The 25,479-nt window shown below is 74.3% G+C and carries 21 protein-coding genes; 16 read left to right on the top strand and 5 right to left on the bottom strand.

The genetic code is table 11. The features are described 5' to 3' along the window. Window positions 1-5: 5 nt before the first annotated feature. Window positions 6-1,442 (bottom strand): TldD/PmbA family protein, encoded by a 1,437-nt coding sequence (locus tag Q3W71_RS12095; RefSeq protein WP_302919378.1) that lies wholly within the window; start codon window positions 1,440-1,442, stop codon window positions 6-8. A 224-nt stretch (window positions 1,443-1,666) separates the two neighbouring features. Here Q3W71_RS12095 and Q3W71_RS12090 point away from each other — a divergent pair, with 224 nt between their 5' ends. The 5 genes from Q3W71_RS12090 to Q3W71_RS12070 all read left to right on the top strand — a co-directional run bounded on the left by Q3W71_RS12090 (window position 1,667) and on the right by Q3W71_RS12070 (window position 7,777). After that, on the top strand, window positions 1,667-2,773 hold the full coding sequence (locus tag Q3W71_RS12090; protein WP_302919377.1) for an ABC transporter ATP-binding protein: 1,107 nt from the start codon (window positions 1,667-1,669) through the stop codon (window positions 2,771-2,773). Beyond that, the gene (locus tag Q3W71_RS12085) at window positions 2,770-3,873 is read left to right on the top strand and encodes an ABC transporter ATP-binding protein (protein WP_302919376.1); all 1,104 of its coding nucleotides are present in this window, start codon (window positions 2,770-2,772) and stop codon (window positions 3,871-3,873) included. The genes Q3W71_RS12090 and Q3W71_RS12085 overlap by 4 nt, the downstream gene beginning before the upstream one ends. Continuing rightward, window positions 3,870-4,880, top strand: coding sequence for an ABC transporter permease (locus Q3W71_RS12080; RefSeq protein ID WP_302919375.1), 1,011 nt, complete (start codon window positions 3,870-3,872; stop codon window positions 4,878-4,880). The genes Q3W71_RS12085 and Q3W71_RS12080 overlap by 4 nt, the downstream gene beginning before the upstream one ends. Window positions 4,881-4,890: 10 nt before the next feature. Further along, a complete protein-coding gene (locus Q3W71_RS12075) occupies window positions 4,891-5,877 on the top strand; it encodes an ABC transporter permease (protein ID WP_302919374.1) in 987 nt (328 codons plus the stop codon). Between the two features lie 157 nt (window positions 5,878-6,034). Then, window positions 6,035-7,777: an ABC transporter substrate-binding protein gene (locus tag Q3W71_RS12070; protein ID WP_368050537.1), complete on the top strand. Its 1,743-nt coding sequence runs from the start codon at window positions 6,035-6,037 to the stop codon at window positions 7,775-7,777. Window positions 7,778-7,891: 114 nt separating this feature from the next. Here the strand turns inward: Q3W71_RS12070 and Q3W71_RS12065 are convergent, their stop codons facing one another. Continuing rightward, entirely contained in the window at window positions 7,892-10,033 is a 2,142-nt protein-coding gene (locus Q3W71_RS12065) for a prolyl oligopeptidase family serine peptidase (RefSeq protein ID WP_302919372.1), read from the bottom strand. A gap of 86 nt (window positions 10,034-10,119) precedes the next feature. Here Q3W71_RS12065 and mshB point away from each other — a divergent pair, with 86 nt between their 5' ends. From mshB to Q3W71_RS12050, 3 genes are all read left to right on the top strand, one after another. Further along, a complete protein-coding gene (gene mshB / locus Q3W71_RS12060) occupies window positions 10,120-11,046 on the top strand; it encodes an N-acetyl-1-D-myo-inositol-2-amino-2-deoxy-alpha-D-glucopyranoside deacetylase (protein WP_302919371.1) in 927 nt (308 codons plus the stop codon). A gap of 17 nt (window positions 11,047-11,063) precedes the next feature. Further along, window positions 11,064-11,504 carry a hypothetical protein gene (locus tag Q3W71_RS12055; protein ID WP_302919685.1) on the top strand — a complete coding sequence of 147 codons (441 nt, stop codon included), beginning with the start codon at window positions 11,064-11,066 and terminating at the stop codon, window positions 11,502-11,504. Between the two features lie 81 nt (window positions 11,505-11,585). Continuing rightward, window positions 11,586-12,056, top strand: a complete 471-nt coding sequence (locus Q3W71_RS12050) for a hypothetical protein (protein ID WP_302919370.1) — start codon at window positions 11,586-11,588, stop codon at window positions 12,054-12,056. An 87-nt stretch (window positions 12,057-12,143) separates the two neighbouring features. Here Q3W71_RS12050 and Q3W71_RS12045 read toward each other — a convergent pair whose 3' ends face one another. Continuing rightward, the gene (locus Q3W71_RS12045) at window positions 12,144-13,106 is read right to left on the bottom strand and encodes a GNAT family N-acetyltransferase (RefSeq protein WP_302919369.1); all 963 of its coding nucleotides are present in this window, start codon (window positions 13,104-13,106) and stop codon (window positions 12,144-12,146) included. 79 nt (window positions 13,107-13,185) lie between these two features. On the opposite strand from Q3W71_RS12045, the gene fdxA reads away from it, so the two are divergent. From fdxA to Q3W71_RS12010, 7 genes are all read left to right on the top strand, one after another. Next, the gene (gene fdxA / locus Q3W71_RS12040; protein ID WP_088992046.1) at window positions 13,186-13,512 is read left to right on the top strand and encodes a ferredoxin; all 327 of its coding nucleotides are present in this window, start codon (window positions 13,186-13,188) and stop codon (window positions 13,510-13,512) included. Next, window positions 13,509-14,615 carry a succinyldiaminopimelate transaminase gene (gene dapC, locus Q3W71_RS12035; RefSeq protein WP_302919684.1) on the top strand — a complete coding sequence of 369 codons (1,107 nt, stop codon included), beginning with the start codon at window positions 13,509-13,511 and terminating at the stop codon, window positions 14,613-14,615. Before fdxA ends, dapC begins: the two co-directional genes overlap by 4 nt. 110 nt (window positions 14,616-14,725) lie before the next feature. Further along, the gene (locus tag Q3W71_RS12030; protein ID WP_302919368.1) at window positions 14,726-15,700 is read left to right on the top strand and encodes a prephenate dehydratase domain-containing protein; all 975 of its coding nucleotides are present in this window, start codon (window positions 14,726-14,728) and stop codon (window positions 15,698-15,700) included. A gap of 3 nt (window positions 15,701-15,703) precedes the next feature. Beyond that, a complete protein-coding gene (locus Q3W71_RS12025; protein WP_302919367.1) occupies window positions 15,704-16,315 on the top strand; it encodes a hypothetical protein in 612 nt (203 codons plus the stop codon). Beyond that, window positions 16,315-17,349: a prephenate dehydrogenase/arogenate dehydrogenase family protein gene (locus tag Q3W71_RS12020; RefSeq protein ID WP_302919366.1), complete on the top strand. Its 1,035-nt coding sequence runs from the start codon at window positions 16,315-16,317 to the stop codon at window positions 17,347-17,349. The genes Q3W71_RS12025 and Q3W71_RS12020 overlap by 1 nt, the downstream gene beginning before the upstream one ends. Before the next feature lie 74 nt (window positions 17,350-17,423). Then, window positions 17,424-18,062, top strand: coding sequence for an SIMPL domain-containing protein (locus tag Q3W71_RS12015; RefSeq protein WP_302919365.1), 639 nt, complete (start codon window positions 17,424-17,426; stop codon window positions 18,060-18,062). Then, window positions 18,062-18,709: a nucleoside/nucleotide kinase family protein gene (locus Q3W71_RS12010; protein ID WP_302919364.1), complete on the top strand. Its 648-nt coding sequence runs from the start codon at window positions 18,062-18,064 to the stop codon at window positions 18,707-18,709. The genes Q3W71_RS12015 and Q3W71_RS12010 overlap by 1 nt, the downstream gene beginning before the upstream one ends. Here Q3W71_RS12010 and Q3W71_RS12005 read toward each other — a convergent pair. Both Q3W71_RS12005 and Q3W71_RS12000 read right to left on the bottom strand, forming a co-directional pair. Further along, window positions 18,686-21,364: a hypothetical protein gene (locus tag Q3W71_RS12005; protein WP_302919363.1), complete on the bottom strand. Its 2,679-nt coding sequence runs from the start codon at window positions 21,362-21,364 to the stop codon at window positions 18,686-18,688. The genes Q3W71_RS12010 and Q3W71_RS12005 overlap by 24 nt on opposite strands. 69 nt (window positions 21,365-21,433) lie before the next feature. Next, window positions 21,434-21,991 (bottom strand): sugar O-acetyltransferase, encoded by a 558-nt coding sequence (locus Q3W71_RS12000; protein WP_302919362.1) that lies wholly within the window; start codon window positions 21,989-21,991, stop codon window positions 21,434-21,436. A 139-nt stretch (window positions 21,992-22,130) separates the two neighbouring features. Here Q3W71_RS12000 and Q3W71_RS11995 point away from each other — a divergent pair, with 139 nt between their 5' ends. Beyond that, a complete protein-coding gene (locus Q3W71_RS11995; protein ID WP_302919361.1) occupies window positions 22,131-25,475 on the top strand; it encodes a S8 family serine peptidase in 3,345 nt (1,114 codons plus the stop codon). Window positions 25,476-25,479: the final 4 nt, after the last annotated feature.

The raw sequence follows: 25,479 nt of genomic DNA, 5'->3' as shown, positions 1-25,479 counted from the left end.
CGCGCTCACGCACGTACCCCCACCCGGACGTTGCGGAAGCGGGCCGGCGCGGCCGGGTGGCCGGTGTGCCCGATCTGGCCGGGCTGGCCCTTGCCGCAGTTCGGCGTGCCCCACGCGACGACCTCGGAGGAGAGCATGTCCATCGACCGCCAGAACAGCGGGCCGATGCCGGTGTAGGTGGGGTTGCGCAGCATCCGCCCGCGTCGGCCCTTCCTGACCTCCCAGCCGATCTCGCAGCCGAACTGGAAGTTGAGCCGTTTGTCGTCGATGGACCAGGAGCGGTTCACGTCCATCAGCACGCCGTCGTCGGTGGCGGCGATGATCTCCTCCAGGGTGTGCGGGCCGGGCTCCAGGCCCACGTTGGTCATCCGCACCATCGGCAGCCGGGCCCAGCCGTCGGCCCGTACGCTGCCGCCGTAGTCCAGGCCGGCGACGGCGGCCGAGTCCCGGCCGGCGAGCACGCCCACCCAACGCCCCTCGCGCACCGCGTCCCGCCGCACCGCCGGGGAGCCCTCGTCGTCGTAGCCGAAGCTGCCGAGCGCGCCGGGGATGGTCGGGTCGATGGTCACGTTCATCAGGTCGGAGCCGTAGCGCAGCGAACCGAGCTGAGCCAGGTCGAGCCAGGAGGTGCCGGCGAAGGCGGCCTCCCAGCCGAGGATCCGGTCCAGCTCGATGGCGTGCCCGACCGACTCGTGGATCTGCAACGCGAGTTGCTCACCGCCGAGGATCAGGTCGGTCTCGCCGGCCGGGCAGAGCGGCGCGGTGAGCAGCGCCCGGGACTCCTCGGCGATCCGCGCCGCGTGGGCGGCCAGGTCGAGCGAGTCGACCAGTTCCCAGCCGCTGGTGCCGTACTGGCCGCGGTAGCTGGGATAGGACCGGCGCTGCGTCTCGCCGTCACCGATCGAGGTGGCGGAGATGCCGCCGCCGCACTCCCGGATCCGCTGGTCGATCCGGTGCCCCTCGCTGGAGACGAACCACTTGGCGGTGTCCCAGACCTGGTAGAGCCCCTCGGCCACGTCGGCGCCGTGCTCGGCCATCGTCCGGGTCGCGCCCACCAGCAGGTCGCCCTTGCTGGACAGCGGGACGCCGAGCGGGTCGACGGTGCACGGCGAGGCCCAGCTCGCGGTGGCCGCTCCGGTGGGCACCAGGTCGACCGCCGGGCCGGGCACCCGGGCGCTCGCGGCGGCCGTCCGGGCGGCGCGCCGGCCGGCGTCGCGGGCCGCGGCGTCGGAGAGGTCGGGTACGGCGTGGAAGCCCCAGCTCGACCCGACCAGCGCGCGTACGCCCAGCCCGATGCTCTCGTCCTGGGCCAGCTCCTCGATCTCGCCGTTGCGGGCCGACATCGACTCGTAGCGGCGGTGCATCACCCGGGCGTCGGCGTACCGGGCTCCCGCGTCGAGCGCGGCCTGCACCGCGGCGGTCGCCGCGTCGAACTCGGTCATGCGACCGACCCTAGGCGAGCCGACCGACCAGCAGGTACCACTCGATCAAGTGGATTCGAGCGCCGGTGTGGCGGGCAGCGGAGTCCATGGATGTGCTGGTGGGGACTGTTCACAGCCGTTGCCGACTCGTTACTCTGAGGCCCGCTGACAGCCTCCGGCTCTGTAGCTTATTTTCGCCCTCAGGAATTTGCTGTAGGTTCTCTTCACTACTGAGGGAGGCGGTCGTGGACATGCCGGAGTCGGCGCCGTCCGGGCAACTGGACGACCGCCCCAGCGTGCCGGAGCAGCGCGGTACCGACGGGCCCTACCTGCGGGTGGACGACCTGCGGGTGCGCTTCGACACCGAGGACGGCGTGGTGCGCGCGGTCGACGGGGTGTCGTTCGCGGTGGAGCGCGGCCGCACGCTCGGCATCGTCGGCGAGTCCGGCTCGGGCAAGAGCGTGACCTCGCTGGCCATCCTCGGCCTGCACAACCCGAAGCGCACCACCGTCTCCGGGGAGATCCACGTCGGCGGCCGGCAACTGGTCGGCCTGCCCGAGGCGGAGGTACGCCGGCTGCGCGGCCGGGACATGGCGATGATCTTCCAGGACCCGCTCTCCGCGCTGCACCCGTACTACACGGTGGGCAAGCAGATCGTCGAGGCGTACCGGGTGCACCACCCGCGGGCCGGCAAGCGGGAGGCCCGGCAGCGCGCGGTGGACATGCTCGGCCGGGTCGGCATCCCGCAGCCGGCGCGCCGGTTCGACCAGTACCCGCACGAGTTCTCCGGCGGCATGCGCCAGCGCGCGATGATCGCGATGGCGCTGGTCAACGACCCGGATCTGCTCATCGCCGACGAACCGACCACCGCGCTGGACGTCACCGTGCAGGCGCAGATCCTGGACCTGCTGGCCGACCTCCAGGCCGAGTTCCACTCCGCGATCATCATGATCACCCACGATCTCGGCGTGGTCAGCCAGGTCGCCGACGACGTGCTGGTGATGTACGGCGGCCGGGCGGTCGAGCGCGGCAGCGTCGAGCAGGTGCTGCGCCGGCCGCAGCACCCGTACACCTGGGGGTTGCTCTCCAGCGTGCCGTCGCTGCACGGCGACGCGGACGCGGAGCTGGTGCCGATCCGGGGCAACCCGCCCAGCCTGATCAACCTGCCGCCCGGCTGCGCCTTCCACCCGCGCTGCCGGTACGCCGACCGCAACGGCGACCGGTCCCGCACCGAGGTGCCGCAGCTGGGGCCGGCCGGCGAGGACGGCCACCTGGTCGCCTGCCACCTCTCCGCCGACGACCGGACCCGGTTGTACGCGGAGGACATCGCGCACGTGGGGGTCGCCCGATGAGTGTGGAGACCGTCGAACCGCTGCTGCGGGTGCGCGGCCTGACCAAGCACTTCCCGGTGCGCAGCGGGTTCCGCAACCGGAGCGTGGTGCGGGCCGTGGACGGCCTGGACTTCGACGTGCGCCCGGGCGAGACGCTCGGCCTGGTGGGGGAGTCCGGCTGCGGCAAGACGACCACCGGTCGGATGCTGGTCCGCCTGCTGGAGCCCACCGCGGGGAGCATCGAGTTCGCCGGGCGGGACATCACCCACGCCGGCCGGCGTGAGCTGCGCCCGCTGCGGCAGGACCTGCAGATCATCTTCCAGGACCCGTACGCCTCGCTGAACCCCCGGCACACGGTCGGCCGGATCGTGGCGATGCCGTTGCAGGTCAACGGGACCAACCCGCCGGGCGGGATCAAGGCCCGGGTGCAGGAGCTGCTGGAGCTGGTCGGGCTGAACCCGGAGCACTACAACCGGTACCCGCACGAGTTCTCCGGCGGCCAGCGCCAGCGCATCGGCATCGCGCGGGCCCTGGCGCTGCGGCCGAAGCTGATCGTCGCCGACGAGCCGGTCTCCGCCCTGGACGTGTCGATCCAGGCGCAGGTGGTCAACCTGCTCCGCGACCTGCAACGCGACCTCGGCCTGGCGTTCGTCTTCATCGCGCACGACCTGGCGGTGGTGCGGCACTTCTGCCAGCGGGTCGCCGTCATGTACCTCGGCAAGATCGTCGAGATCGGTGACCGGGACGACATCTACGAGCGCCCGCAGCACCCGTACACCCGGGCGCTGCTGTCGGCGATCCCGGACGTCACCAAGCTCGGCCCGGCCGGCCGGATCCGGCTGGCCGGTGACGTGCCCACCCCGCTCGACCCGCCGTCGGGCTGCCGGTTCCGCACCCGCTGCTGGAAGGCGCAGGACATCTGCGCCACCGAGGAGCCGGCGCTGGTGTCCCGCGACGGCGGCAACCAGGCCGCCGCCTGCCACTTCCCGGAGCGGGGACCGGTCGAGGCCACCCCGGGCGGGCAGCCGGCCGCCGCGCCGGCGGGCCGGGGTGCCGAGCCGGCGGGCCAGGGTGCCGAGCCGGCGGGCACGGGTGCGGGCGTCGAGGAGGTGTCGAGATGAGCATGTCCCCGGTGGAGGGCGTGGCGCTGGCCGAGATCGACTCGGGCGGCGGCGGTGCCGACGCGCCGAAGGAGAAGGGCTTCGTCGGCCGCTCGCCCGGCCAGCTCGCGATGCTCCGGCTGCGCCGCGACCGGACGGCGATGGTCAGCGGGGCGATGCTGGTCTTCTTCGTGCTGGTCGGGCTCGCCGCGCCGCTGATCGAGGCGCTCTACGGGATCAGCCCGCGCGACCAGTTCCAGGCCAAGCTGGACGGCTTCGGCATGCCGCTGGGCTACGCCGGCGGCGTGTCCGGGGACCACTTCTTCGGGCTGGAGCCCAACCTCGGCCGGGACATCTTCATCCGGCTGGTGTACGGCCTGCGTACCTCGCTGCTGATCGCCTTCGCGGCGGCCGTGATCACGGCGGTCATCGGCATCGCGCTCGGCGCGCTCGCCGGCTACCTCGGCGGCTGGCTGGACGCGGTGATCAACTGGATCACCGACCTCACCCTGGCCATGCCGTTCCTGATCATCGCGCTGGCCCTGACCCCGACCCTGACCCTGCGCTTCTACGGCGAGCGCGACGCGGTCTCCCCGGCCTTCGGCGTCGGGGTGCTGATCGCCGTCTTCGCGATCTTCGGCTGGACCGGCACCGCCCGGCTGGTCCGCGGCCAGGTGATCGCGCTGCGCGAACGGGAGTTCGTGGAGGCCGCCAAGGCCAGCGGCGCCGGGCTGGCCCACATGCTCTTCCGGCAACTGCTGCCGAACATCTGGGCGCCGATCCTGGTGTCGTTCTCGCTGGCCGTGCCGCAGTTCATCACCAGCGAGGCCGCGCTGTCGTTCATCGGCGTCGGGCTGACCGAGGAGACGCCGAGCTTCGGCCGGATGATCTACCAGAGCCTGGACTACCTCCAGACCGACCCGGCCTTCGTCTTCTTCCCCGGCATCACGATCTTCGCGCTCGTGTTCGCGTTCAACCTCTTCGGCGACGCGCTGCGCGACGCGCTCGACCCGAAGTCGTCCCGGTAGGGGTTATCCGATGGCGCGCTTTCTCATCAAGCGGCTCTTCTCCGCCGTGCTCACCCTCTTCGCGGTGAGCGTGCTGACCTTCCTGATGTTCTTCGCGCTGCCCCGCGACCCGGTCAGCGGCATGTGCCCGAAGAACTGCAACCCCGAGCGGCTGGAGCGGGTCCGTCAGGAGCTGGGCCTGCGCGACCCGCTGGTCACCCAGTACGCCGGCTACATGAAGGGCATCTTCACCGGGCGGGACCTGGGCAGCGCGCAGGGCGGCAGGTGCGACGCGCCCTGTCTGGGCTGGTCGTACGTCAACAACGAGGCGGTGCTGGACACCATCACCCGGGTGCTGCCGGTGACCCTGAGCATCGTGATCCCGGCGGCGATCCTCTGGCTGCTGCTCGGGGTCGGCCTCGGCATGGTCTCGGCGTTGCGCCGGGGCACCTGGCTGGACCGGGCCGCGATCGGCTTCTCGCTGACCGGCGCCTCGCTCCAGCTCTACTTCGTCGGCGCGGTGCTGCTGCTGGTCTTCGTCTACAACCTGCGCCTGCTGCCCGTGCCGAGCTACACGTCCATCTTCGACAATCCGCTGAAGTGGGCCAGCGGCCTGGTGCTCGCCTGGGTCGCGCTGGCCTTCCTCTTCTCCGCGATCTACGCCCGGCTGTCGCGGGCGCAGATGCTGGAGACGCTCTCCGAGGACTTCGTCCGCACCGCGCGGGCGAAGGGCCTGGCGAAACCGAAGGTGTACGGGCGGCACGCGCTGCGCGCCGCGATCACCCCGGTGGTCACCATCGCCGGCCTGGACGTCGGGGCGGCGCTGGGCGGCACGGTGATCACCGAGACCACCTTCGGCATCCAGGGGCTGGGGCGGACCGCTGTCGATGCGGTGCGGGCCGGCGACCTGCCCACCATCATGGCCACCGTGCTCATCTCGGCGGTCTTCGTGGTAATCGCCAACGTGCTGGTCGACCTGCTCTACGCGGCCATCGACCCCCGCGTACGGCTGGGGTGACCAGCCCGTCCCGGCCGGCGCGCGCTCCCGAACGCCCGCCGACCGGGCGGCGGTGAAATTTATCGACAACTGTTACACAACTCGTAGGTTTTCTTCTTTACGATCCTCGGGACGTCGGCGTTCACGCCCGGCGGCACCTGGGTGGAGGAGGTAGGAGATGCGACCACGCGTGGCGGCCGCCGCAGGCGGCGCGATCGCTCTGGTTGTGGCATTGGGTGCGTGCTCGGAGAACACGGGCGAGGGCACCACGGTAGACACGAACCGGCAGCAGACCGGCGTCATCGCGACGGACCCGAAGGACTCCAAGGGTCCGGCGGCCGAGGTGCCGGGCGCCCAGAAGGGCGGCACCTTCACGATCATCCGGGAGACCCCCATCTCCCACCTGGACCCGCAGCGGACCTACTCGTTCGCCGGCCTGATGGCGTCGCCGCTGTTCTCCCGTTACCTGACCACGTGGAAGGACGACGGCAAGGGCGGCCTGGTCCTCGTCGGCGACCTGGCCGAGACGCCGGGCACCAACGTCAACAACGACTGCAAGGTCTGGGAATTCAAGATCAAGGACGGGGTCAAGTTCGAGGACGGCCGGCCGATCACCTCGAAGGAGATCGCGTACGGCATCGCCCGCTCCTTCGACCCGGACCTGTCGGGCGGCCCGACCTACATCCAGGAGTGGCTGGCCGACAGCCCGCAGTTCGACACCAAGTGGGACTTCAAGGCCAACAAGACCTCGCTGCCCCCGGGCCTGACCACCCCGGACCCGAAGACCCTGCGCTTCGAGTTCGCCAAGCCCCGCTGTGACCTGCCGTTCGCGGTCTCGCTGCCGACCACCGCGCCGCTGCCGGCGGACAAGGACACCGGCGTGAACCTGGACAACCAGCCGTTCTCGTCGGGGCCCTACAAGATCGCCAAGAACCAGGTCGGCGTTCAGCTCACCCTGGACCGCAACCCGCACTGGGACCCGAACACCGACCCGGTGCGGCACCAGTACCCGGACCAGTTCGTCTGGAGCTTCGGCCCGACCGCCGACGCCGCCAACAACCGGGTGATCGCGGACAACGGCGCCGACCAGAGCGCCATCGCCTGGAACTTCGTGCCCGCCTCGCTGGTCGCCAAGGTCGCCAACGACCCGGCGCTCAAGCAGCGGACCATCCTCTCCCCGACGCCGAGCGCCAACCAGCTCGTCATCAACAACCAGCGGGTCAAGGACCTGAAGATCCGCCAGGCGCTGAACTACGCCATCGACCGGGAGGGCCTGATCAAGTCGGTCGGCGGCCAGACCGTCGCGTCGCCGCTGACCACGCTGATGCCGCCGTCGACGATCGGCTTCAAGGCGTACGACGCCTACCCGGCCGGCGCGAACGGCAACGTCGAGAAGGCCAAGGAGCTGCTCGGCGGCCAGACGCCGGAGCTGGTCCTCGGCGTCGCCGACAGCACGACCGAGCAGCAGATCGGCACCCAGCTCAAGGGCAACCTGGAGCGGGCCGGCTTCAAGATCACCGTCCGCAACATCCCGGACGACTCGAAGCTCGACGAGGTCAAGAAGAAGGACAACCCCTGGGACCTGTACATCGGTAACTGGGCCGCGGACTGGCCGAGCGGCGCCTCGATCCTGCCGGTGCTCTACGACGGCCGCACCATCAAGCCCGAGGGCAACAGCAACAGCGCGTTCTTCAACGACCCGGCGATCAACGCCGAGTTCGACCGGATCCTGGCCCTGCCGCCGGCCGAGCAGGGCCCGGAGTGGGCCAAGCTCGACGAGCGGATCATGAAGGAGCACGCCCCGGTGGTGCCGCTCTACGTCGACGTGGCCTACCTCGTGCACGGCTCCAAGGCCGGTGGCGTCTTCGTCTCCAGCGTGTTCGGCTACCCGTCCTTCGTGAACGCGTACGTCAAGCAGTAACCACAGGCACAAGCCGCACGGACGGGCCCCGGTCGACAACGTCGTCGACCGGGGCCTCCGTGATTCCGCCGGGCGTGGTCCCGCCGCGCCGCCGTCGCCGCGCGGGCCGCTGGCTCACAGGTGGGTGCGGAGGAAGTCCAGCTCCAGCTTCAGCAGCCGCTCGGCGGTGCCGCCGGCGGCCATGTGGGTGGCCCCGGTCAGCGGCAGCACGCTGTGCGGGCGACCGGTGGCCAGCAGCGCCGCCGAGAGCCGCAGCGTGTGCGCCGCCACCACGTTGTCGTCGGCCAGGCCGTGCACCAGCAGCAGCGGTCGGGCCTGCTCCGGGCCGGTCACCGGCTCGCCGGCCAGTTCCACCAGCGAGTGGTGCGCGTAGACGTCCATCCCGTCGTCGGGCAGGCCCAGGTAGCGCTCGGTGTACGCGGTGTCGTAGAGGGCCCAGTCGGTCACCGGCGCACCGACGATGCCGCACCGGAACAGCTCCGGATGCCGCAGCACCGCCAACCCGGCCAGCCAGCCCCCGAACGACCAGCCCCGCACGGCCACCCGGCCCAGGTCGAGGTCGGGATGCTTCTCCGCCAGCGCGGTGAGCGCGTCCACCTGGTCGAGCAGGACCACGTCGGCCACCCGCCGGTGGATCGCCTTCTCGAACGACGGGGCCACCCCGGGCGTGCCCCGGTTGTCCACCACCACCACCGCGAAGCCGGCGTCGGCCCACCACTGCCGCTCCAGCCAGGCCGCCCGGGCGGCGACCACCTCCTGATGCCCCGGGCCGCCGTAGATGTCCAGCAGCACCGGCAGCCGGCGACCGGTGACGTGGTTGTCGGGGTAGAGCACGGCGCTCGGCAGCCGCCGGTCGGTCACCCGCTCCAGCAGCGGCAGCGGCGAGTACGGCGGGGTGGCGGCCAGCGAACGGAGCACCGCCACCTCCCGCTCGCCCTGGTACACCGTCCACCGGACGCCCGGATGGTCCAGCGTGGCGCTCCCCACCACCAGCACGTCCCCGCCGACCGCGCCGGTGTGCCAGCCCGGGTCGGTGGTGAGCCGGCGGGCGTCCACGCCGCCGCCGATGGTCGTCCGGACCCGGAACAGGTGCCGCTCGCTCGGCTCGCCGTCGCTCGCCTCCACCAGCAGGTCGGCCGGGCCCGAGCCGCCCGGCAGCCGGCCCACCACCCGCCGCACGTAGAGCGAGGGCGGGGTGAGCAGGGTGCCGTCGGCGAAGAGGCAGCGCGCGTCGTACCCGTCGTGGGCCAGCTCGCCGCCGACCAGCACCCGGCCGTCCGGCAGGTGCGCCGGGGTGCCGGCGATCGGCTCCACCCAGCGCGGGTCGGCCAGCTCCGCGTGCACCTGGGTCTCCCCGGTGCGCGGGTCGACGGCCAGCACCAGCCCGTGCTGCTGGGAGCGGCGCAGCACGGTGATCAGCGGGCCGCCGTCGGCCCACTGCACCGAGGTCAGGTAGGGGTAGGTCTCGCGGTCCCAGTGCACGTCGACCCAGCCGCCGTCGAGGTCGAGCAGGTGCAGGCTGACCTCGGCGTTCGGCCCGCCGGCCCGGGGGTACGCGACGGTGCTGGGCGGGCTCGCCGGCTCGGCCGGGTCGTGCAGGTGCCACCGGGCCAGCCGGGACTCGTCCACCCGCGCGGCCAGCACCGAGCGGCCGTCCGGTGCCCACCAGTAGCCGCGGAACCGGTCGAACTCCTCGGCCGCGATGTGCTCGGCCAGCCCCCAGGTGACCCCGGAGTCCTCGCCGGCCAGCAGGTTGTCGGTACCGTCCGGCTCGACCACCCGCAACTGCCCGCGGCGGACCCCCTCGGCGGCGTCGGTGACGTACGCCAGCCGCTGCCCGGTCGGGTCGGGCCGGGGGTCGAGCACCGGCCCGACCGCGGCCACCTCGACCACGTCGCCGTGCACCAGGTCGGCCCGGAACAGCCGGCCGGCCAGCGCGAACACGGCCACCCGGCCGGCCCCGTCGAGGGCGTACGAGCCGATGCCGGCGGCGCTGAGCCGCAGCCGCTCGCGCAGCGCCCGCTCACCCGGACCGAGCGCGGCGCCGTCGGCGTCCGCGCCGAGCAGCGCGGTCGGGTCGGCGACCAGCCGTTCCTCGCCGCTGGCGACGTCCAGCAGCCAGAGCGCGTCGGCGGGATCCTCCGGGCCGGCGGAGCGCAGGAAGACCACCCGGGAACCGTCCTCGGTCACCGAGACGGCACGCGGCGCACCGTGGCTGAACCGGCGGGTACGGGCGGCCAGCTCCGGAAAGTCCACAGGCCAGATCGTAGAGCGGCGTCCGGGGTGATGTGGCCGACCTGCCTGGACGCGTACCGGCCGGCGGGGGAGAACCGCCGGTTAGAGTGACCGTCGTGACGACGCTGCCCGACCGACGCCTGCTGCTGGTCCACGCGCACCCTGACGACGAGTCCATCGGCACCGGATCGACCATGGCCCACTACGCGGCCACCGGCGCCCACGTCACCCTGGTGACCTGCACCCTCGGCGAGGAGGGTGAGATCCACGTGCCGGCGCTGGCCCAGCTCGCCGCCGCCGAGGCCGACCAGCTCGGTGGCTACCGCATCGCCGAGCTGGCGGCCGCCTGCGCCGCGCTCGGCGTCACCGACCACCGCTTCCTCGGCGGGGCCGGCCGCTACCGCGACTCCGGGATGATGGGGCTGCCGACCAACGAGCACCCCCGGGCCTTCTGGCAGGCCGACCTCGACGAGGCCGCCGGGCACCTGGTGGAGGTCATGCGGGAGGTCCGCCCCCAGGTCATGATCACGTACGACGACAACGGCTTCTACGGCCACCCGGACCACATCCAGGCGCACCGGGTGGCGATGCGCGCGCACCAACTGGCCGCCGCGGAGGGCTTCGCCCCGGCGAAGGTCTACTGGACGGCCATGCCGCTGAGCGTGCTGGAGGCCGGCATGAACCACTTCGTCGAGTCGTCGGACAACCCCTTCGCCGGCATCGAGGACCTCTCCGAGCTACCCTTCGGCACCCCGGACGAGGAGATCGCCGCCCGGATCGACGCCACCGAGCGGCACGCGGCCAAGGAGGCCGCGATGCGCGCGCACGCCACCCAGATCCCGGCCACCTCGTGGCTCTACTCGATCGCCGGCAACTTCGGCAGCGAGTTCATGGGCGTGGAGTACTACACCCTCGCGGTGGGGGAGAAGGGGCCGGGCTCCGGGCCGTACGGCTGGGAGGACGACCTGTTCGCCGGGCTGGACGTGGCCGACGGCCCGGACCGGTCCCCGGTCGCGGCGGCCGGTCTCCGGTGACCCTGCCCGCCGCGCCGATGTCGGTCGCCCCGGACGAGACCGTCCCGCCGCCGCCCGGGCGGCCGAATCCGCTGCTCGACCTCGCGCTGCGCTGGGCCGGCGGCCTGGTGGCGGTAATCGCCGGGGTGGTGACCGCGGTGCTGGAGCTGCTGCTCGCCACGGTCCGGGTCGGCGGCCAGCTGATCGGCGTCTCGGTGCTCGTCGCGATCGGCGCCAACATCGCGCTGAGCTGGTTCGCCCACGAGACGGTCGGCCGCCGCTGGGCGGTGGCGCTGCCCGCGGTGCCCTGGTTCCTGCTGATGGCGGTCGCCGCGGTCCGTACCGACGAGGGTGACCTGCTGGTCGCCGGCGACAACTGGGTCGGGCTGGCGATGATCGTGGCCGGCGCGATGACCTTCGCGGTGATGGGCTTCCGGCAGATCCTGGCCGCCCCGCCGCCGGCACCCGAGCGGGACTGACGACACACAGCTTCCGGTGGTAAGTATTCCTGCCAGGAAGCCCGCCGCCGCGGCGGGCGCGAGTACGGCGGGAGGCGTGCGATGAGGGAGCGGTGGCGCGCGATCGGTTTGCTCGCGGTCGCGCTGTTCGCGGTCAACGTGGTCGCCCGGCTGATCATCCGGTTCGGCTTCGACGGTGCCGACGACACCGCTGCCGCCGACCGGGTGTCGCTCGGGATGTTCGTGGTGATCGGCCTGGTGCTGGCCGGGCTCGCGTTCGTCTGGGGCCGGCGCCGGCCGGTGGGTCGCTGGGGGGCCGACATGGCCGCCGGGGTGGGCCTCGCGTTGCTGCTGACCGTGCTGGTCGGGCCGCTGCTGGTGGGGCAGAACCCGTTCGGCGGGGGCGCGGGCACGTTCTTCGCGCAGATCTGGCTCTACCTCGCCGCCGCCGCGGCCGGAGTGCTGCTCGGCTACCTGGTCCTCACCGCGCTCGGCCTCGACCACCGCTCGCAGACCCTGAAGCGGTACGCCGAGATCAAGACCGCGAAGCCGCGCCGCCCGGTCCGGCGCTGACCCGCGCCCGGCCTGATCCACTCGCCGTCCGGGATGTCGCGGTGTCCTGGTCACCGGGACACCCCGATAGCCCGGATCCCGTGTCGGTCAAGCTTCCGGGGCGACCCGGGTCAGGTAGGTGTGGTGGGTGGTGAAGCCGAGCCCACGGTAGAGCGCCACCGCCCCGGTGTTGCGCTGCTCGACCTGGAGGAAGGCGTGGCTGGCCCCGGTCGCCGCGCCCCAGGCCGCGAGCGCCCGGATCACCCGGCCGGCCAGGCCCTGCCGCCGCGCCTCGGGCAGCACCTCGATCAGGCTCAGCCCGAGCCACCGCCCGCCGCCGGTGACCGTGCCCCGGCCGACCGCGACCAGCGTGCCGGCGGCGTACACCTGGGCGAAGCGGACCTGGTCCACGGCGGTGAGCACGTGCCGGGCGGCGTCCGGCAGGCCGCCCTTGCGGCCGGCGGCGATCGCCAGCCAGTCGTCGGAGGGCGAGCCGGCCAGCTCGACCGGCGGTGCCCCGGCGCGCTCCGGCGGGCCGGGCGGCAGCGCGGCCAGCGGCACCGTCTGCACCAGCACCGGCGGGCGGCTGTGCCAGCCCCGCGCGTCCAGTTCCGCGCCGACCGGCGCGGCCAGCGGCAGCGGGGTGTTCACCAGGGCGGGCTGTCCGCGCTCGGCGTACCAGCGGACGACCGCGTCCACCGCCGCCGGCAGCGGGCGGTCCGGGTCGCCCACCGGCAGGGCGCTGTTGGCCCGGCCGGTCCAGCCGTCCGCGCTGCGCAGCAGCCAGCCGCCGAGCCGGCCCCGGGTGGGCGCGGGCCAGGCCTCGTCGGCGGCCAGTTCCAGGGCGCTCACCGCGGCGGCGGTCGGCCGGCGCGACGGCGGCACCCGCTTGGCCCGGTGCACCTCCGACCGGGGCACCTGGAGCCGCCCCTGCGCGGTGGTGAGGGTGAGATGGGTCTCGCTCAGCTCGACCAGCTCGCCGAGGGCGTCCGAGAACAGGGGTCTGCCTTCGCGAATCCCCACAATCCGGCGTACCACCACGCGGTGGCCCACATCCTGCTGACCGAGCACGATCGACCCCCTCCCCGGCGAGATACTAGGCTCTAACCGTCGCGGGTGATCGCGGCGTGTCTTGCGGAGGAGAAGATCGGTGACCTACATCATCGCCGAGCCGTGCGTGGATGTGCTCGACAAGGCATGCATCGAAGAGTGCCCGGTCGACTGCATTTACGAGGGCAACCGGATGCTCTACATCCACCCCGACGAGTGCGTCGACTGTGGTGCCTGTGAGCCGGTCTGCCCGGTCGAGGCGATCTTCTACGAGGACGACGTGCCGGAGCAGTGGAAGGACTACACCGCGGCCAACTACGAGTTCTTCGAGGACCTCGGCTCGCCCGGCGGCGCCTCGAAGATCGGCAAGGTGGAGAAGGACGCGACCTTCGTCGCCGCCCAGCCGCCGCGCGGAGAGGGCCACTGAACCGGCCCGGGCCGGTCTCGTCGCGGCTGCCCGAGTTCACCTGGGACGCCCTGGACGCCGCGGCCGCGCTGGCCGCGGCGCATCCGGCCGGCATGATCAACCTCTCCATGGGTACGCCGGTCGACCCGGTCCCCGAGGTGATCCGGCGGGCGCTGGCCGACGCGTCGGACGCGCCCGGCTACCCGCTGACCGCCGGCACCCCCGCGCTGCGGGACGCGATCGCGGCCTGGGTCGCCCGGGCCTGCGGCGCCGGCGTCGACGGGCTGGGCGTGCTGCCCACGATCGGCTCCAAGGAACTGGTGGCCTGGCTGCCCACGCTGCTCGGGCTCGGCCCCGGCGACGTGGTGGTGATCCCGTCCGTCTGCTATCCCACCTACGAGGACGGGGCCCGGCTCGCCGGCGCCACCACGGTGCGGACGGACTCGCTGACCGCGGTCGGCCCGACGCCCCGGGTGCGGCTGGTCTGGGTCAACTCGCCCGGCAACCCGACCGGCCGGGTGCTGCCCGCCGCCCACCTGCGCAAGGTCGTCGACTGGGCCCGGGAGCGCGGCGCGGTGGTCGCCAGCGACGAGTGCTACCTGCCGCTGGGCTGGTCCGCCGAGCCGGTCTCGGTGCTCTCGCCCGAGGTCTGCGGCGGCTCGTACGACGGCGTGCTGGCGCTGCACTCGCTCTCCAAGCGGTCCAACCTCGCCGGCTACCGGGCCGGTCTGGTGGCCGGCGACCCGGCGCTGGTGGCCGAGCTGCTCAAGGTCCGCAAGCACGCCGGGATGATCGTGCCGGCGCCGGTGCAGGCCGCCATGGTGGCCGCGCTGGGCGACGAGCGGCACGCCGACGAGCAGCGGGAGCGCTACCGGGCCCGGCGGGAGCGGCTGCACGCCGCGTTCACCGCCGCCGGGTTCACCATCGAGCACTCCGAGGCGGGGCTCTACCTCTGGATGACCCGGGGTGAGGACTGCTGGCAGACGGTCGACTGGCTGGCCCGCCGGGGCATCCTGGTCGCCGCCGGCGCCCTCTACGGGCCGGCCGGCGGGCAGCACGTCCGGGTGGCGCTGACCGAGTCGGACGAGCACGTCGCGGCGGTCCCGGGCCGGCTGCGCGACTGACCGCTGATCGCCGTCGATCGCGGCGGGCTCCGCGAGCGCGGCGGCGGACGCTAGTCTGCACCCTCGGGTGGACGCGCCCCGTGGGCGGACGGTGTGGGGGGAGTGCGGTGGTGGACGGCGGCATCGTCAGTGCCGGCAGCGGGCGGACGACGGTCGGCTTCCTCGGCCCGGAGGGCACCTTCACCCACCAGGCCGCCCGGAACCTGCCCGGGGCCGAGCTGGTGCCGGAGGCGACCATCGGCGCCGTGATCGCCGGCGTCACGCAGGGCCGGTACGACTACGGCGTGGTGCCGATCGAGAACACCGTCGAGGGGATCGTCACGGCGAGCCTCGACCAGATCGTCTTCCGGGCGGACCCGCTGCTCATCCGCCGGGAGAGCTCGGTGCGGATCACCTTCGACGCGTACGCCGCGGCCGGGGACGCCCCGCCGACCGCGGTCGGCAGTCACCCGCACGGCCTCGCCCAGTGCACCCGTTACGTGGCCGGCACCGGCCTGCCGGTGGAGCACTTCCCGAGCACGGCCGCGGCGGTGCGGGCCGCCGCCGAGCGGCCCGGGCTGGTCGCGATCGGCGCGCCCGGGCTGGACGAGGTGTATCCGGTGCGGGTTCGCGACCGGGCGGTGGAGGACCACCCCGGGGCGTACACCCGGTTCGTCTGGCTCGGCCGGGCCGACCGGCCCGAGCCGCCACCGCCGCCCGACGACGCCGGGCTCACCTGGAAGACGACAGTGGCGTTGACCCCGAGCTGGTCCCGGCCGGGGGTGCTGGCCGAACTCTGCACCCAGTTCGCCGACCGCGGGATCGACATCGTCTCGCTGGCCTCCCGGCCGCTGCCGGGCTTCGCCGGCCGCTACGTCTTCGTCGCCACGGTCGACCAGCACCGCCGCTCGGCCAGCCTGGCCCGCGCGGTCACCAACCTGCTCTACGAGGGCATCCGGGTGAAGCACCTGGGCAGCTACCTCTCCGACCACCTGAGCGCCGGCGCGGACGCCCAGCGGGTCCTCCAACCGCCGGCCGGCAGCCTCGGGCTGGCCGACCTGGAGGCGCTCGGGCGGATCTTCCCCGGCGACGTGCGGGTGGGCTGAGGCGTGCGCTACCTCCACCCGCTGCTGCGGGACCGGAACATCGACGGGGTGCGGCAGGCGTCGCTGGCCACCGCTGCGGTGGTCTTCAGCGTGCTCAACGTCGCCGTGCTGCAACGCGCCGACCTGCCCGACCTGCGCAGCAAGGCCACCGCGGTGCTCATCTCGGCGCTCAGCCTGGCCCTGATCGGCGGCGTGGTGCAGCGGCTGTTCCTGCTGATCTGGGCCTGGCCGGTGCTCGGCCAGTGGGTCTACGAGTCGTCGTCGGGCAACTGGGGCCTGGCCCGGATCGACCTGCGCGGCGGCGAGCTGACCTACTCGGTGCAGCTCTACCGGACCGAGGCGGACACGCTGGCGGCGGTGCGCGGCGAGCCCGGTTTCGTGGCCCGCTGCTTCGCCACCGTCTCGTCGGTCGGCGTGACGTACGACAAGGGCCAGGTCGAGTTGATCTACAAGGTCGCCGGTTCGCACGCGGACTACGAGCCGCGCAGCGGCATGCTGACCCTCACGCCGCTGAGCGAGTGGGCCATGAAGGGGTACTGGAAAAGCGATATCCTCGGCGCCGAACCGAGTCGGGGTGTCCTCGACTTGTACCGACCGAAACGCCGAGGTGCGTGATGGTGGACAGGCCCGGTGGGCAGTTGCGGGCCGCCGTGGTGGGCACCGGTCTCATCGGCGGGTCGATCCTGCTCCGGCTGCACGAGTCGGGCGTGCCGGTCACCGGCTGGGACCCGGACGCGGCGACCCGGGTGGAGGGGCGCCGGCACGGCGTGAGCTTCCCCGACGACCTCGGCGAGGCGCTCCGGGACCGCGACGTCGTGTTCCTCTGCGGGCCGCTGCCGACCCTGCCGGAAACCCTGCTCACCGTCGCCAAGTACGCCCCCGACGGCTGCGTGGTCACCGACGTCGGCAGCACCAAGGGCTCGGTGTCGGCGTTCGCCGTCGAACACGGGCTGACCGACCGGTTCGTGCCCGGCCACCCGATGGCGGGCACCGAGCGCTCCGGGCTGACCGCCGCCGTCCCGGCGCTGTTCGAGGGGGCGGCCTGGGTGCTCTGCCCGGCCGCCGAGGGGCTGCCGGCGTTCCGGCTCCTGGTCGACCTGGTGCTGGACGTCTTCGCCGCCCGGGTGGTGCCGATGTCCCCGTCGGTGCACGACTCGGTGGTCGCGCTCTCCTCGCACGTGCCACACCTGCTGGCCGGCGGGCTCGCCGGCGCGGTCGCCGGCTCGGCGGTCCGCGACGCGGTGCTCGGGCTCGCGGCGGGCAGTTTCCGGGACGGCACCCGGGTGGCCGGCACGCCGGCGAAGCGTACGGCGGACATGCTCTTCAACAACCGGGAGCAGGTGGTCCGCCAGCTCGACCAGGTGACCGCCGTGCTCGGCGAGTTGGCCGCCGCGCTGCGCGGGGACGACATGGACGCCCTGGTCGGGTACTACCGGCGGGCCCGGGAGCTGCGCACCGCCCTGCTCGACCGGGACCTGCACCCGCACCACCGGGACTTCCCGGTCGACGGCGACCACGCGGCCGAGCTGGCCTACCTGCTGGAGCTGGGCGCGGCGGGCGGCTACCTGACCCGGTGCCGGGTCGACGCCGGCACGGTGTCGTACACCGGCCACCGCCCCGACGAGCCGGCGGCCCCCGGGCCGCCCTGAACCCGGCCCGGCGGCCGGGCGTCGGCGGTCGGGCATCGGGCGCACGGCGGTCGGGTCGCCGTTAGGGTGAGGACATGGTGGACGGGCCGGTGGTGGCGGTACGTGGCGAGGCGTACCGGGAGGTGCCGCCGGAGATCGCCCGGTTCGCGGTGACCGCGCGGGCCCGCGACCGCGACCGCGAGGCCACCCTGGCCCGGCTGGCCGAGCGGGCCGCCGCGATCCGGGTGCTGCTCGACGGGTACGGCCCGACCATCGAGCGCCGGGAGACCGGCGAGCTGCGGGTGCGGCCGGAGACCCGGCGCGCCACAGAGCGGGTGGTGGCCTGGCACGGCAGCGTGACCACCACCGTGACGCTCAGCGACTTCACCGCGCTGGGCGAGCTTATGCTCCGCCTGGCCGACCAGGACCAGGTCGAGGTGGCGGGGCCCTGGTGGTCGCTGCGCCCGGACAGCCCGGTGCACCGGGAGGCCCGGCACGCCGCGATCGCCGACGCGCTGCTGCGCGCCCGCGAGTACGCCGAGGCGCTCGGCGCCCGGGTGACCGCCCTGATCGAGCTGGCCGACGCCGGCGCGACCGAGCGGCCGATGTTCGCCCGGGCCGCGTACCAGGAGGCCGCGGGCGGCCCGCCGGAGCTGGAACTCGACCCGCAGCCGCAGCCCGTCCAGGCGACCGTGCAGGCACGGTTCGCGATCAGCGAGCCGGTACTGGGCTGATGCCGGCGGCCCGGGTGCTCCCCGTCGACGAGCTGGTGGCGCGGGCGCGAGCCCTCGCCGAGGCCGGTCCGCGGCAGCTGCTCGGCATCGCCGGCGCGCCCGGCGCGGGCAAGTCGACGCTGGCCGAGCGGATCGTCGCGGCGGTCGGCCCGGCCGCCCGGCTGGTGCCGATGGACGGCTTCCACCTCGCCCAGTCCGAGCTGCACCGGCTGGGCCGGGCCGACCGCAAGGGCGCGGTGGACACCTTCGACGCGAACGGCTACGTCTCGCTGCTGCGCCGGTTGCGCCGGCTGGAGCCGACCTCGGTGTGGGCGCCGGCGTTCCGCCGCGACCTGGAGGAGCCGATCGCCGGTGCGATCGAGGTGCCGCCGGAGGTGCGGCTGGTGGTCACCGAGGGCAACTACCTGCTGCTGCCCGACTTCCCCTGGGAGGAGGTGCGGGCGCTGCTGCACGAGGCGTGGTTCCTCGACCTGGACGCCGAGCTGCGGCTGCGCCGGCTGACCGCCCGGCACGTGGCGTACGGGCGGTCGCCGGAGCAGGCCCGGGCCTGGGCGATGGGCAGCGACGAGGCCAACGCCAGCCTGGTCGTCGGCACCGCCGACCGGGCCGACCTGGTGGTCCGGCTAGCCGAACCCCCGCCGGGGTGACGGCACCGCCCGCCGCAGCAGCCAGGCCACCCGGGACCGTTCCCGGTGGAACTCGGACGACTCCGGGTAGCCGCTGTGGTTGCGGATCGGCGGGTCGGCCACCTCGCCGGCACTCGGGTGCAGCGCCTCCGGGTCGCGGACGGCCACGTCGCGTTCCCCGGCGGTGACCGGCCAGCCGAGCGGGTCGGTGTCCCGCCAGAAGTTCGTCCAGCCGGTGCCCCCGCCCGGCCGGCGCAGCGCCTCGGCCAGCGCCGGCAACCGCTCCGGCCCGAAGTACGCCGGGAAGACCCGCCCGTAGAGCCGGGTGAGCTGGCAGCCGTAGGAGAAGAACCAGATCCGCCGTCGCCACCGGGCCGGCAACTGGAGGATCACCGCCGCGCAGAGCACGGTGCCCTGGCTGTGTCCGGAGAGGATGATCCCGTCCATCCGGCGGGGATCGTGCGGGGTCAGCGCCAGCAGCCCGGCGGTGCGGGTCTGCAGTTCCGGCACGGCCCGCTCGGCGTAGCTCGGCGGGGCCAGCGGGTGCGCGGCGCGGGGCCAGAAGGTGCCCACGTCCCAGATCACGCCGACCGTACGGCGCACCGTGTCGTTGCGGTAGACCAGCAGGCCGATGGTGGCGACCAGCGCCGGCAGCCAGCCGAGCAGGGCGTCGCCCGCGTCGGCCACCGCCCGGACCACCGCCGCGCCGCCGGTCGCGGTCACCGGGTGCGGCGGGGACCGGGTGAGCACGGCGGCGCAGCCGAGCGTGACCAGCACCGTGGCGGCGACGGCGTACCCACCGACCAGCCGCAGGCCGTGCTCGCCGACGAGGCGGTGCAGCGCCCGGAAGGCGCTGACGTCCCGGCCGCGGCGCAGGTCGTGGTCGGAGAGCGCGTGCCCGGTCGGCGCCAGCGCGGCGTACTCCTGGCGGCGCAGCCGGTGGAAGAGCAGGCCGGCCACGGCCACCGTGCCGGCCAGGGCCAGCAGCGCGACGGCGAAGGCCAGCCCGGCCCACATCACCGGCACCGGCGGCACCACGGTGGGCGGGGCACCGGACGGGGCGGTGTCGAGCCGGTCGGTGACCCAGTAGAGCAGCCCGCCGCTGTAGGAGACGCAGAGCACCCAGCCGAAGCCGGCGATCACCGCCGGTGCGCGACCGCCCCAGGCCAGGTCGGTGTGCGCCGCCAGCGGCTGGGTGTCCGCGGCGGACCGGGTCCGGGGCAGCAGCAGGCCGGTGCCGGCCAGCCCGATCGCCACCAGGGCGACCAGCCAGATCTCCAGCCGCCGCGGGGCGGCCGGCAGGCCGGGCAGCCATCCGGAGATCCAGCCGGTGCCGAGGGCGAGCAGCAGGCCGGCGGCGAGCGGCACCGCCAGCGCCCGCCGGCCGGACCGGGACACCGCGCCGATGGCGATCAGCAGCAGCAGTTGGCCGGTGCCCAGCCAGGTGATGATCCAGTCGAAGCCGGGCAGCGAGCGGTCGGCGCCGCAGCCGGGTCCGGCGGCGTCCCGGGCGCAGCCGGCCGGTGGGCGCAGCGCGGCCAGCGGGGTGCCGGCGGGGCCGTCCGGCAGCAGCAGGAGCAGCACGGTGCCGGCCAGCCCGAGCCCGGTGAGCGCGATCAGGCCGCCGCTCAGCCGGCCCAGCGGGGTGTGTCCCGCGCGCCGGGTCAGCCACGGCCGGCCGAGCACCACCACGGTGGCGAGCAGCACCGCGGCGAGGCAGGCGACCGTCGCCCAGGCGAGCGCGGCGCGCGGCCCGCGCGGCGGGTCCAGGGCGAGCACCGCGCCGAGCGGCACGGCGGCCGCGACGGCGGCGCCGGTGCACAGGTGCAGCAGGCCGGCCCGGCGCAGCTGGCCCTCGCCGGACCAGAAGGTGGGGTCCTGCAAGGGGTTCACCGGCCGGGTCGGGGGCGGCTCCGGCGGGGGCGCCGCCGTCTCCGGCTGCGGCACGGCGGGCGCTCCGTCGGCCGGTCCGTCCGCCGGCGCCTCGGCGGGTGTCCGGCCGGTCACCGGGGCGGTCGGGGCGGCCGGCATCTCCGCCTCGTACTGGTAGGTCCGCCAGGCCACCAGGCCCAGCACGGTGAGCAGGCCGAGCGGTACGAGCAGGCCGACGGCGAGCGACCGGGCGCCCTCGCGCCACCAGCCGTGGGCGAGGAACTCCCAGGGGCCGGGGACCCGGGCCAGGCACTCCCGGTCGACGCACTGCCAGCCGATCAGGTCGACGCCCACGCCGGACAGGGTGAGCATCAGGGTGCCGGTCATGCTGAGGCAGAAGAGCCGGATCAGCCAGGCGGTGAGGCCGGCGCGGCTGCGCCAGCGCTCGGTGTCCGGGTCGGCCGGGATCTCCGGCCGGGCGTGCAGCGCGACGTTGGCCAGGGTGAACGGGAGCAGCAGCGTCCACAGGGCCCGCTCGACGTCGCGCGCGGTCCGCGCGCCCGAGGTCAACTGCCCCCAGCTGTACGCCTCGACGACCACCGGGTCGTCCGGGCCGGTGGCCGAGGAACGGTAGAAACCGGTGACCGGGCCACCGGCGACCAGCCACGGCCGGGGCGGTTCGGCGCCCGCCTCGCCGCGCAGGCCGAGGGTCTGGTGCGGCGGGGTGTTGGACACCCCGTGCACGCGCAGTTCGAGGACGCGACCGACCATCCCCGCCTCCCGGGTGACGACGTCACCACCCACAGTGCCTGGTTCCGGGGCGGTCCGCCATCCACCGAGGGGCTGTTTGTGCAGGTAGAGACCTTGATCGCGTCAGTCGAGCTGGCGTACCGGGCGGGCTGGGTTACCGACCGCGACGACGTTGGGCGGCAGGTCGCGGGTCACCACCGCGCCGGCGCCGACCACCGTGTTCTCCCCGACGGTGACCCCGGCGAGCACGATCGCGCCGCCGCCGAGCCAGACGTTGTCGCCGATGGTGATCGGCTTGGCCGACTCCCACTTCGCCCGCCGGGGCTCCGGCTCCACCGGGTGGGTCGGGGTGAGCAGTTGCACGTTCGGTCCGACCTGGACGTCGGCGCCCACCGTGATCGGCGCGACGTCGAGGAAGACCGCGTGGTAGTTGACGAAGGTGCGCGGCCCGAGCCGGATCTGCCAGCCGTAGTCGCAGTAGAACGGTGGCCGGACCCAGGCCCCCTCGCCCACCTCGCCGAGCAGTTCGCGCAGCGCGGCGAGGCGGAGTTCCGGGTCGGCGGCGGGGCTGGTGTTGAAGCGCTCCATCAGGCGGGCGGCCCGGTCGAGGTCGGCGGCGATGGCCGGGTCGTCGGCGATGTACGGCTCGCCGGCGAGCATGCGTTCCCTCATGGACGTCACCCGCCGATCATGCCCGCCCGCCCGGTCGACGTGTTGGCAAGTCCGTCATCTTTCCGACTTCACTATGCATACCCGGTATGTAATTCTGACGGTTGTCAATGTATCTCTCAGTGGCTGAACGCTTCACGAGGAGGATCCGTTGCACCGAATCAGAAAACTGGCCGGCCTCGGCCTCGCGCTCGGTCTGGTGCTGGGCACCCCGGGCCTGGCCGTGGCGCAGACCCCGACCGCTCCCACCACGGCCGGGCCGGACGCCGCCGCCCGGCCGGGTGCGCCGACCGCCGGGCGGTCCGCCACCGTCACCCTGCTCACCGGCGACCGGGTCACCGTCACCGCGACCGGCTCCGCCAGCGTACGGCCGGGCCCGGGGCGTGACGGCGTCCGCTTCCTCACCGGTCGGGAGCGGGGGCACCTCTCCGTCGTGCCGCACGACGCCCTGCCGCTGATCCGGGCCGGCCGGGTCGACCGGCGGCTCTTCGACGTCACCGAACTGGTCGCGGCCGGCTACGACGACGCCCGGCGCGGCGACCTGCCGGTGCTGATCGCCGGTGCCACGGGGACCGCCCGACGGGCCGCCGCGCCCGCCGGCGTGACGGTCACCCGCGACCTGCCCGCCATCGGCGGGGTCGCGGCCCGGGCGGCCAAGCAGCGCACCGGGGAACTCTGGGCGGCGCTCACCGGCGCCGGCGCCCGGGTCGACACGGCGGGGGGTGTCGACCGGGTCTGGCTGGACGGCCGGCGGCGGATCACGCTGGAGCACAGCGTCCCGCAGATCGGCGCCCCGGCCGCCCATCAGGCCGGCTTCACCGGCCGGGGCGTACGGGTCGCCGTGCTGGACACCGGCGTCGACGCCGGGCACCCGGACCTGGCCGGCCGGGTGGCCGAGGCGCGCAACTTCACCGAGGAGGCGGAGCCGGGCGACGTGATCGGGCACGGCACCCACGTCGCCTCGATCATCGCCGGCGGCGGCGCCGCCTCCGGCGGACGCTACCGGGGCGTGGCGCCGGACGCGACGCTGCTCTCCGGCAAGGTCTGCGAGACGGACTGGTGCACCGACTCGGCGATCCTGGCCGGCATGCAGTGGGCCGCCGTCGAGCAGCGGGCCGACGTGATCAACATGAGCCTCACCGGCGGTGACACCCCAGAGGTCGACCCGCTGGAGGCGGCGGTGCAGGCGCTGACCGCGCAGACCGGCGCGCTCTTCGTGGTCTCCGCCGGCAACGACGGCGGGTTCGCCCCGGTGGGCTCGCCGGGCACCGCCGACGCCGCCCTCGCCGTCGGCGCGGTCGACCGGGACGACGCACTCGCCCCCTTCTCCAGCCGTGGCCCCCGGGTCGGTGACGACGCCCTCAAGCCGGACCTCACCGCGCCGGGCGTGGCGATCGTCGCGGCCCGTGCCGCGGACGGGGTGATCGGTGACCCGGCGGGGGAGGGGTACGTCTCGCTCTCCGGCACCTCGATGGCCGCCCCGCACGTCGCGGGCGCGGCGGCGCTGCTCGCCCAGCGGCACGGCGACTGGACCGCCGGTCAGCTCAAGGCGACCCTGATGGCCGCGGCGAAGCCGCACCCGGAGCAGACCGCCTACGAGCAGGGCGCCGGCCGGGTCGACGTGGCGCGGGCGATCGACCAGCGGGTGACCAGCGAGCCGGCGAGCGTCTCGTTCGGCCGGGCGCTCTGGCCGCACGCCGATGACACCCCGATCAGCCGGGAGGTGACCTGGCGGAACGCCGGCCCGGGCGAGCTCACCCTGGACCTCACCGTCGAGGCCACCGGTCCGGCGGGCGCGCCCGCGCCGGCCGGCATGTTCACCCTGAGCGCGAACCGCGTCACCGTGCCGGCCGGCGGCACGGCCACCGCCACGGTCACCGCCGACACCCGGCCCGACGGCCCGGACGGCCACTACACCGGCCGGATCGTCGCCCGCGCCGGCGACACCGTCGCGATCACCCCGCTGGCCGTGAACCGGGAGGTGGAGAGCTACACCCTCACCGTCCGGCACCTGGGTCGCGACGGCGCGCCCACCGGCCAGCACAGCACCACCCTGGCCGGGCTGGACGGCTTCGTCACCCATGACCTGTACGACCCGGACGGCACCGCCGAGCTGCGGGTGCCCAAGGGGCGGTACGGCCTGTCCAGCTACCTGTTCGTGGTGGACGGCGACCAGGTGACCGAGTCGGCCCTGCTGGCCCGGCCCGAGCTGGTGCTCGACCGGGACACCACGATCACCGTCGACCTGCGACGGGCGAAGCCGGTGCGCACCACCGTGCCGCGCCGGGACGCCACCCCGGCGCTGGTCGACGTCGGGGCGAACTGGACCGCCACCGACGGCAGCTCCTACAGCTTCGGCCTGCTGGGCTTCGACTTCGCCGGGATGGCCAGCGGACAGGTCGGCCCGGCCGGCTCGGCCGAGCGCTTCGTCGGCACGGTGAGCAGCCAGTGGGCCGACCGCGAGGCGGCCAGCAGCCCGTACCTCTACGCGCTCAGCGAGGGGTTCCCCGGCCGGATGCCGACCGGCTTCGACCGGCACTACCGGGCCCGCGACCTGGCCACCGTCACCCAGCGGTTCCGCGGCGGCTACCCGGGGCTGGACGCGGAACGGATGGTCTACCCGCACCTGGAGCCGGACGTCGGCGGCTGGGCGGTGGTGCTGCCGACGGCGGTGCCGGGGCAGCGGGTCGAGCACTACAACACCCGAGGCGTGCGCTGGTCGTCGGAGCTGCTGTTCGGGGTGCGGACCGACGACGGCTGGCTCGAACCCCGGGCCGCGCTGGCGTCCGAGCCGCGGGCCCACCGGGCCGGCCGGCACCTGCGGGAGAGCTGGAACAGCGCGCCGTACGGCCCGTCCTTCCCGGCGCCGCGCTGGCCCGGGCAGGGGGTCACCCGGCAGGGTGACGTGATCGTGCTGGACGTGCCGCTGCACAGCGACGCCGAGGGGCACGCCGGCGGGTCGGTCGCCGACGCCGCCCGGACCGCGCTCTACCGCGACGGGGTGCTGGTCGGGGAGAACGCCGAGCCGGGCTACGGCGAGTTCGAGGTGCCGCCGGGCGCCGCCGCCTACCGGCTGGAGACGCTGTCCCGGCGCGGCTTCACCGACCTCAGCACCGAGGTGGCCACCGCCTGGACGTTCCGGTCCCGGCACGTGGCCGGCGACGACTTCGCCCGGCTGCCGGCGATGGCGATCCGGTTCGCGCCGCGGCTGGACGCCGGCAACGCCGCCCCGGCCGGCCGGCAGTTCGTGATCCCGGTCCAGGTGCGGCGGCAGCCCGGCGCGCCGGGTGGACGGGTCGCCGCGCTGACCGTCGAGGTCTCCTACGACGGTGGGGCGACCTGGCAGCGGGCCCGGGTCCGGCCGGCCGGTGACGGCTGGACGGCCGGCGTGCGGCACCCGGCCGGTGCCGGTCACGTGTCGCTGCGGGCCACCGCCCGGGACACCGCCGGCAACACGGTGACCACCCGGATCATCCAGGCGTACCGGCTGCGCTGAGGCG

The sequence above is a fragment of the Micromonospora sp. C28SCA-DRY-2 genome, from assembly GCF_030519475.1.
Taxonomy (GTDB): Bacteria; Actinomycetota; Actinomycetes; order Mycobacteriales; family Micromonosporaceae; genus Micromonospora.
This window is presented reverse-complemented; position numbering and strand designations above follow the sequence as displayed.

What these genes read in the sequence shown, in the direction of transcription:
- Q3W71_RS12095 (WP_302919378.1), bottom strand. Translation starts at nt 1,442, where the DNA reads ATGACCGAGTTCGACGCGGCGACCGCCGCGGTGCAGGCCGCGCTCGAC.
- Q3W71_RS12085 (WP_302919376.1), top strand. Translation starts at nt 2,770, where the DNA reads ATGAGTGTGGAGACCGTCGAACCGCTGCTGCGGGTGCGCGGCCTGACC.
- Q3W71_RS12080 (WP_302919375.1), top strand. Translation starts at nt 3,870, where the DNA reads ATGAGCATGTCCCCGGTGGAGGGCGTGGCGCTGGCCGAGATCGACTCG.
- Q3W71_RS12075 (WP_302919374.1), top strand. Translation starts at nt 4,891, where the DNA reads ATGGCGCGCTTTCTCATCAAGCGGCTCTTCTCCGCCGTGCTCACCCTC.
- Q3W71_RS12070 (WP_368050537.1), top strand. Translation starts at nt 6,035, where the DNA reads ATGCGACCACGCGTGGCGGCCGCCGCAGGCGGCGCGATCGCTCTGGTT.
- Q3W71_RS12055 (WP_302919685.1), top strand. Translation starts at nt 11,064, where the DNA reads ATGTCGGTCGCCCCGGACGAGACCGTCCCGCCGCCGCCCGGGCGGCCG.
- Q3W71_RS12050 (WP_302919370.1), top strand. Translation starts at nt 11,586, where the DNA reads ATGAGGGAGCGGTGGCGCGCGATCGGTTTGCTCGCGGTCGCGCTGTTC.
- Q3W71_RS12020 (WP_302919366.1), top strand. Translation starts at nt 16,315, where the DNA reads ATGGTGGACAGGCCCGGTGGGCAGTTGCGGGCCGCCGTGGTGGGCACC.
- Q3W71_RS12015 (WP_302919365.1), top strand. Translation starts at nt 17,424, where the DNA reads ATGGTGGACGGGCCGGTGGTGGCGGTACGTGGCGAGGCGTACCGGGAG.
- Q3W71_RS12010 (WP_302919364.1), top strand. Translation starts at nt 18,062, where the DNA reads ATGCCGGCGGCCCGGGTGCTCCCCGTCGACGAGCTGGTGGCGCGGGCG.